This window comes from Phycicoccus avicenniae (assembly GCF_018139485.1).
In the GTDB taxonomy this organism is placed as follows: Bacteria; Actinomycetota; Actinomycetes; order Actinomycetales; family Dermatophilaceae; genus Phycicoccus; species Phycicoccus avicenniae.
This window is the reverse complement of the sequence record NZ_JAGSNF010000009.1, coordinates 217,784-225,070: the sequence shown is the minus strand read 5'-3', so window position 1 is coordinate 225,070 and position 7,287 is coordinate 217,784. Positions and strand designations below refer to the sequence as shown.

8 protein-coding genes are annotated in these 7,287 nt (G+C 74.1%); 7 read left to right on the top strand and 1 reads right to left on the bottom strand.

Annotated features, from left to right (window positions below):
• Positions 1-98: 98 nt before the first annotated feature.
• Positions 99-641, bottom strand: coding sequence for a YceI family protein (locus KC207_RS08360; RefSeq protein WP_211602537.1), 543 nt, complete (start codon positions 639-641; stop codon positions 99-101).
• A gap of 143 nt (positions 642-784) precedes the next feature.
• On the opposite strand from KC207_RS08360, the gene KC207_RS08355 reads away from it, so the two are divergent.
• The 7 genes from KC207_RS08355 to ccsB all read left to right on the top strand — a co-directional run bounded on the left by KC207_RS08355 (position 785) and on the right by ccsB (position 7,286).
• Positions 785-1,285 carry a MarR family winged helix-turn-helix transcriptional regulator gene (locus KC207_RS08355; protein WP_249138638.1) on the top strand — a complete coding sequence of 167 codons (501 nt, stop codon included), beginning with the start codon at positions 785-787 and terminating at the stop codon, positions 1,283-1,285.
• Positions 1,282-2,598, top strand: coding sequence for a glutamate-1-semialdehyde 2,1-aminomutase (hemL, locus tag KC207_RS08350; RefSeq protein ID WP_211602535.1), 1,317 nt, complete (start codon positions 1,282-1,284; stop codon positions 2,596-2,598). Before KC207_RS08355 ends, hemL begins: the two co-directional genes overlap by 4 nt.
• Before the next feature lie 63 nt (positions 2,599-2,661).
• Positions 2,662-3,336: a histidine phosphatase family protein gene (locus KC207_RS08345; RefSeq protein ID WP_211602534.1), complete on the top strand. Its 675-nt coding sequence runs from the start codon at positions 2,662-2,664 to the stop codon at positions 3,334-3,336.
• On the top strand, positions 3,333-3,932 hold the full coding sequence (locus KC207_RS08340) for a TlpA family protein disulfide reductase (protein WP_249138637.1): 600 nt from the start codon (positions 3,333-3,335) through the stop codon (positions 3,930-3,932). The genes KC207_RS08345 and KC207_RS08340 overlap by 4 nt, the downstream gene beginning before the upstream one ends.
• Positions 3,929-4,687: a cytochrome c biogenesis CcdA family protein gene (locus KC207_RS08335; RefSeq protein WP_249138636.1), complete on the top strand. Its 759-nt coding sequence runs from the start codon at positions 3,929-3,931 to the stop codon at positions 4,685-4,687. Before KC207_RS08340 ends, KC207_RS08335 begins: the two co-directional genes overlap by 4 nt.
• Positions 4,684-6,282, top strand: a complete 1,599-nt coding sequence (resB, locus tag KC207_RS08330; RefSeq protein ID WP_249138635.1) for a cytochrome c biogenesis protein ResB — start codon at positions 4,684-4,686, stop codon at positions 6,280-6,282. Before KC207_RS08335 ends, resB begins: the two co-directional genes overlap by 4 nt.
• A complete protein-coding gene (ccsB, locus tag KC207_RS08325) occupies positions 6,279-7,286 on the top strand; it encodes a c-type cytochrome biogenesis protein CcsB (RefSeq protein WP_211602533.1) in 1,008 nt (335 codons plus the stop codon). Before resB ends, ccsB begins: the two co-directional genes overlap by 4 nt.
• Position 7,287: the final 1 nt, after the last annotated feature.

Genomic DNA, 7,287 nt, shown 5'->3' with positions numbered 1-7,287 from the left:
GCCGCCCCCGGTGCGCCCGGCGCCCACGGCCCCCGGGCCCCCCGCCGCCCCCCCCCCGGGGGGGGGGGGGGCGGGCGCCGTCGGTGCGTGCGGGCGGGTCAGGCCTGCTTGCCGAGCTGGATGTCCAGGGCGAGCTTGATCTTCTCGGAGACGAGGACGCCGCCCTTCTCGAGGTTGGCGTTCCAGGTCAGGCCCCAGTCGGTGCGGTCGATCTCGCCGGTGGCCTCGAAGCCGGCCTTCTCGTTACCCCACGGGTCGGTGCCGACGCCGCCGAACTCCACGTCCAGGGTCACCGGCTTCGTGACGCCCTTGATCGTGAGGTCGCCGGTGAGGGTCTCACCGTCGAAGGAGGTCGAGCGGAAGGTCATCTCCGGGTTGTTCTCGACGTCGAAGAAGTCCGCGCTGCGCAGGTGCGCGTCCCGGTCGGCGCTGCCGGTCGTCACCGAGCCGAGCTGGATGGTGGCCTCGGCGGTCGAGGCGGACAGGTCGTCCGCGACGACGACGGTGCCGGTCACGTCGCCGAACGAGCCGCGGACCTTGCTCACCATCATGTGGCGGGCGGTGAAGCCGACCTCGCTGTGCAAGGGGTCGATGGTCCAGGTGCCGGCGCTCAGGCCGGGGAGGGTGGCGGTGACGGTCATGGGTGGTGCTCCTTCGAGACGGGGTCGGTGCTGCTTTAGTTTACGATTCAACTATGCACCATGTCGATCCATTCCGCACCCCCGACCCCCGCGACGCGCCGGACCCGGCCCGGACCGTCGGCGTGTCGTGGGACCATGGCCCCGTGGCGGAGACGGTGCGGTGGCTCAGCGAGGACGAGCAGTCCTCGTGGCGGGCCTACCTGCGCGCCAGCCGAGAGCTCGACGCCGCCCTCGACCGCGACCTGCACTGCCACGGCATCAGCCTCTCGGAGTACGAGCTCGTGTCGATGCTGTCCGAGGCCGACGGGGGACGGCTGCGGATGTCGGCGGTCGCCGACCTCATCGTCCAGTCCCGCAGCCGGGTCACCCACACCGCCGCGCGGCTCGAGCGGCGGGGCTGGGTCGCCCGTCGGCCCGCTCCCGACGACGGCCGCGGCGTCGTCCTCGAGCTCACCGACGAGGGGCGCGGCGCCCTCGAGCACCTCGCCGTCGCCCACGTCGAGAGCGTGCGCCGGCACTTCGTCGACGTCATGAGCCCCGAGCTGTTCCGGGCGCTCGGCGAGGCGATGCGGGCGGTCGACGAGGCCTACGACGCCGACCCCACGACGCCGGACCCGACGCAGTGCCCGACAATGGACGCGTGACGAACCCCCACGCCGTGCCCTCGGACGCCCCCGCGTCCGCCGCCCTGCTCGACCGTGCCCGCGCCGTCACCCCCGGCGGGGTCAACTCGCCGGTCCGGGCCTTCCGCTCGGTCGGCGGGACCCCGCGTTTCATGACGAGCGCCAGGGGCCCCCACCTCACCGACGTCGACGGGAACGAGTACGTCGACCTCGTCGGCAGCTGGGGCCCGATGATCCTCGGGCACGCCCACCCCGCCGTGCTCGACGCCGTCCACACCGCCGCCGCGCGGGGGACCTCCTTCGGCACGCCCAGCGAGAACGAGGTGCTCCTCGCCGAGGAGATCGTCGCCCGCGTCGACCCCGTCGAACGGGTCCGACTCGTGAGCAGCGGCACCGAGGCGACGATGAGCGCGATCCGGCTCGCCCGCGGCTTCACCGGCCGGTCCCTCGTCGTGAAGTTCGCCGGCCACTACCACGGCCACGTCGACAGCCTCCTCGTCGCCGCCGGGTCCGGCGTCGCCACGCTCGCGCTGCCCGACTCCGCGGGAGTCCCCGCCGACATGGCCTCCGAGACGCTTGTCCTGCCGTACAACGACGTCGCCGCGCTCGAGGCCGTGTTCGCCGAGCGCGGGGACCAGGTCGCGTGCGTCATCACCGAGGCGGCCGCCGGCAACATGGGGGCCGTCCCGCCCGCGCCCGGCTTCACCGAGGCCCTGCGCCGGGTCACCGCCGAGCACGGCGCGCTGCTGGTGTCCGACGAGGTGATGACCGGGTTCCGCTGCAGTCGGGCCGGCTGGTGGGGCTTCGAGGGCGTCGACGCCGCCCCCGACCTCATGACCTTCGGGAAGGTGATGGGCGGCGGCTTCCCCGCCGCGGCCTTCGGCGGGCGCGCGGACGTCATGGCGCTGCTCGCCCCGGACGGGCCGGTCTACCAGGCGGGCACGCTGTCGGGGAACCCCGTCGCGACCGCCGCCGGCCTCGCCACCCTGCAGCACTGCGACGACGCCCTCTACGGGCGGCTCGACGAGGTGTCCCGCACGCTCGCGACCGCCGCCGACGACGCGCTGACCGCCGCCCGGGTGCCGCACCGGGTCCAGCACGTGTCGTCGATGTTCTCGGTGTTCTTCCGCGACGGCGAGGTCACCGACTACGACGCCGCCCGGGACCAGGACACCGCGGCCTTCGGCCGGTTCTTCCACGCCATGCTCGACGCCGGCGTGTACCTGCCGCCGAGCGCGTTCGAGTGCTGGTTCGTCTCGGGGGCCCACGACGACGCGGCCCTCGACCGGGTCGTCTCCGCCCTGCCCGCCGCGGCCCGCGCCGCCGCCGGCTGAGGCCGCCCGGGACCCGGTCGCCCCCGTCCCGGACACCCAGGTGGGTTTGCGACAATCCGAGGCATGACCACACCGCCCGGAGCAGCGGCCGGACCGGAGCAGCCGCGCACCGTCGTCCACCTGCTGCGCCACGGCGAGGTGGAGAACCCCGACCAGATCCTCTACGGACGGCTCGCGGGCTACCACCTGTCCCACCTCGGGCACCGGATGGCCGAGCTGGCCGCCGACTACCTCGCCGACCGCGACGTCGTGCGCGTCGTCTCCAGCCCGCTCGAGCGGGCCCGCGAGACCGCGAGCCCCGTCGCGGCCCGGCACGGGCTGCCGGTCGAGATCGACGACCGGGTCCTCGAGGCCGAGAACCTCTTCGAGGGGCTGCCGGTCGCCGGGGGACGCGGTCTGCTGCGCCAGCCCCGGCTCTGGCCGCGGATGGTCAACCCGTTCCGGCCCTCGTGGGGCGAGCCCTACGGCCAGCTCGTCACCCGCGTCCGGGACGCCGTCGTCGACGCCCGGACGGCGGCGGCGGGGCACGAGGCCGTGATCGTCAGCCACCAGGCGCCGATCTGGATGCTCCGCCTCGCCACGGAGGGACGGGCGCTGATGCACAACCCGGCCCGCCGCGAGTGCTCCCTCGCCAGCCTCACGACCTTCACCTTCGCCGGCGACGAGCTGCTCTCGCTCGCCTACTGCGAGCCGGCGGCCGCGCTGCTGCCGCAGGCCCGCAAGGGGGCGGGGGCGTGAGCGCCCGGCTGTCGCGCCGCACCCTCGTCGGCGCCGTCGGCCTGCTCGCCCTCGGGGCGGCCGGCTGCTCGGAGGACCCCAACTCCGTCGCGGCCCAGGCCAGGGCCGGGGACCAGAAGGGCTACGTCTCCGGCGACGGCGCCGTCGAGCAGATCGCCGTCGCCGACCGCGCCGAGCCGGTGACGATGACCGGTGAGCTCCTCGACGGCACGGCCTGGGACATCGAGCAGACCCGCGGCCGGGTGCTCGTCCTCAACGTGTGGGGCTCCTGGTGCGCCCCGTGCGTGGCCGAGGCCCCCGACCTCCAGGCCGCGTGGGAGCAGGTCCAGGAGAGCGGCGACCCCGTCGACTTCATGGGGATCGACTTCCGCGAGGAGCCCGAGCGGGGCGCCGCCTTCGCCCGCAAGGCGGGCCTGACCTACCCGAGCCTCTCCGACGAGTCCGGGGTCCTCATCCTGCAGCTGCAGGGCAAGGCGCCGACCGTCCCCACCACCCTCGTCCTGGACCGGCAGGGGCGCATCGCCTCGCGCGTCAACGGCCCGGTCGACACCTCGACCCTCACCGGGCTCGTCGAGGACGTCGTGGCCGAGGCGTGAGCGTGCTGACCCTCGTCGCCGCCTCCGGCGAGACCGTGACGAGCGGTGCGCTGCCGCTCGCGGTGGGCGTCGCCGCGCTCGCCGGCCTCGTGTCGTTCGCGAGCCCGTGCGTCCTGCCGCTCGTGCCCGGCTTCCTCGGCTACGTCGGCGGGCTCACCGGCGAGCGTCCCGACGGCCGCGCCCGCACCCTCGTCGGCACACTGCTCTTCGTCGTCGGCTTCACCGCGGTCTTCGTCCTCGGGTCGATCTTCGTCACCGGCGCCGGTCAGGCCCTCGTCGAGCACCGCACCGCCCTCATGCGGGTCGGCGGCGCGGTCGTCGTCGTCATGGGGCTGCTCTTCCTCGGACTCGGGGGCGGGCGCGAGGCGCGCATCCGCTGGCGGCCCCGGGCCGGGCTCGCGGGGGCGCCCCTGCTCGGCGCCGTGTTCGCGCTCGGGTGGGCCCCGTGCACCGGGCCGACGCTCGCCGCGGTGCTCGTCATGGCGACCGCCTCGGCCGACCCGCAGCTGGGCCGCGGCGTCACCCTCGCCGTGGCCTACGGGCTCGGCCTCGGGCTGCCCTTCCTGCTCGCGGCCGCCGGGCTGGACCGGGCCGGGCGGGTGTCGGGCTGGATGCGCCGCCACCAGCGCGGCATCCGCATCGTCGGCGGGGTCATGCTCGTCGTCGTGGGGCTGCTGCTGCTCACCGGGGTCTGGGAGTCCCTCAACCGCTGGCTGCAGATCCACCTCGTGAGCGACTTCGAGGTGCTGCTGTGAGCGCCCCGGGGGACACCCGCGCCCCGGAGGCGACGGACGGTGGCGGCCGGTCGGGCGGGCCGCCGGTGCAGCCGTCCCTCGGGGTGCTCGGCTGGGCCCGGTTCGTGTGGCGACAGCTGACGAGCATGCGGACGGCGCTCTTCCTCCTGCTCCTGCTCGCCGTCGCGGCCATCCCGGGCTCGACGTTCCCGCAGCGCTCCATCGACGCCGCCCGGACGGCCCAGTGGATCTCCGACCACCCGACGGCCGGGCCGATCCTCGACGACCTCGGCTTCTTCGAGGTCTACGCCTCGCCGTGGTTCGCCGCGATCTACCTGCTCCTGTTCGTCTCCCTCATCGGCTGCGTCGTGCCGCGCACCCGGGTCCACTGGCGCCAGGTGCGCTCGGTGCCGCCCCGGGCCCCCCGACGCCTGGAACGGCTGCCCGCCCACCGGGAGGTCGTCGTCGACGGCACTCCCGAGGAGGTCCGCGAGCGGCTTCGCGGGGCCTTGCGCCGCCGCCGCTACCGCGTGCACGCCCACGACGACACCTCGCTGTCGGGGGAGAAGGGGTACCTGAAGGAGACCGGCAACCTCGTCTTCCACGTCGCCCTCGTCGGCGTGCTCGTCGGGGTCGCGTGGGGCCACCTGCTCGGCTGGCGCGGCGACGTCATCGTGCCCGTCGGGTCGACCTTCGCCAACACCCTCTCCCGCTACGACACCTTCAGCCCCGGCCCGTGGGTCGACCCGAACGACCTCGACCCGTACACCCTGCGGCTGGACCGGATGGACGTCGCCTTCGAGACCGAGGACACCGGTCCCGGGCAGTTCGGCCAGCCCCGGGACTTCCGGGCGAGCACGACGTTCACCGACGGGGACGGCACCGAGCGCAGCGAGGAGATCGCGGTCAACCACCCGCTGGAGACCGGGGACGGCACGGTCTTCCTCCTCGGCAACGGCTACGCCCCGCGGGTCACCGTGCGGGACGCCGAGGGCACCGTCATCTACTCCGACGCGACGGCCTTCCTGCCCGAGGACAACTTCTACACCTCGGTCGGCGCCGTCAAGGTGCCCGGCGCGGTGCCCGAGCCGCTGGGCTTCGCCGGCTTCTTCCTCCCGACCGGAGTCATCGACGACGAGCGTGGGCCGCACTCGGTCTTCCCCGACACCCTCGACCCGCAGCTCGCGCTCACGGCGTTCGAGGGCGAGCTCTTCCCCGGGGGCCGGCCCCAGTCGGTCTACACCCTCGACACCGAGGCGATGGAGCCGCTGCCCGGCGACGAGGCCGACCAGCTGCGCATCCTGCTGCGGCCGGGCGAGACCTTCGAGCTGCCCGGCGACCGCGGCTCGATCACCTTCGACGGGGTCGAGCGCTTCGCTGGCCTGTCGATCCGCACCGACCCCGGGAAGACCCTGACGCTCGTCGCGGCGCTCACCTCGCTCACCGGGCTCGTCGCCAGCCTCGTGGTGCGCCGCCGGCGGCTCTTCGTGCGGGTTGGTCCCGCCGACGAGGCAGGTCGTACCGTGGTAGCCGTCGGCGGCCTGGCCAAGGACGACGACGAGGGCATGGACGACGAGCTCGCCGCCGTGCTCACCACCGACGAAGGACCACGATGACCGAGACCACGTTCGCGCAGCTGTCGACCCTGTCCGCGTACTCGGCGATCGGCGTGCTGACGCTCGCGATGATCGCCTACGCCTTCTACCTCGCCCGCCTCGCCCCGGCCCGCGACGAGCGGCGCGAGCAGGAGGCCGCGCGGCGGGCGACGCCCGAGCGCGAGCTCGTGGGTGTCGGTGGTGGAGCGGACCAGGACCACGAGGCCGATCGTGCGGGAGCCGCCGGGCCGACGAGCGAGATGCCCGTCGAGTCCGCCGGCGCCCGCAAGGCCGCCGGCATCGGCTGGACGCTCACCCTCCTCGGCACGGTCCTCGTCGTCGCGGCCGTCGCGCTGCGCGCCGCGGAGGTGCACCGCTGGCCGCTCGGCAACATGTACGAGTTCGCGCTCGTCGGGTCGATGTTCACCCTCCTCGCGTACGTCGGGTGGTCCTTCCGTCGCGACCTGCGCTGGCTCGGGGTCTTCGTCGTCGTCCCCGTCCTCGTCGTCCTCGGGACGGCCGAGACGGTCTGGTACACGGAGGCCTCCCAGCTCATGCCGTCGCTGCAGTCGGTCTGGCTCGCCATCCACGTCACCGTCGCGACCGTGGCGGTCGCGATCTTCACGATCGGCGCCGCGCTCGGCGGTCTCTACCTCGTCCAGGACCGGATCGAGGCACGCGGCGGCACCCGGTCGTTCATGGCGCGCCTGCCGAGCGCCCGGGCGCTGGAGCGGCTGTCGTACATGACGCACGTCGTCGCCTTCCCGCTGTGGACCTTCACCGTCATCGTCGGGGCGATCTGGGCGCGCCAGGCGTGGGGTGCCTACTGGAACTGGGACCCCAAGGAGGTCTGGAGCTTCGTCATCTGGGTCGTCTACGCCGCCTACCTGCACGCCCGTGCGACGACCGGGTGGAAGCGCCAGAACGCGACGTGGATCGCCCTCGCGGGCTTCGTCTGCGTCGTGCTGAACTTCGCCGTCGTCAACGTGTACTTCGTCGGCCAGCACTCCTACTCCGGGCTGTGAG

Bases quoted from the DNA above. Each gene is read 5' to 3' on its own strand.
- KC207_RS08360 (WP_211602537.1), bottom strand. From the start codon at position 641: ATGACCGTCACCGCCACCCTCCCCGGCCTGAGCGCCGGCACCTGGACC.
- KC207_RS08345 (WP_211602534.1), top strand. From the start codon at position 2,662: ATGACCACACCGCCCGGAGCAGCGGCCGGACCGGAGCAGCCGCGCACC.
- ccsB (WP_211602533.1), top strand. From the start codon at position 6,279: ATGACCGAGACCACGTTCGCGCAGCTGTCGACCCTGTCCGCGTACTCG.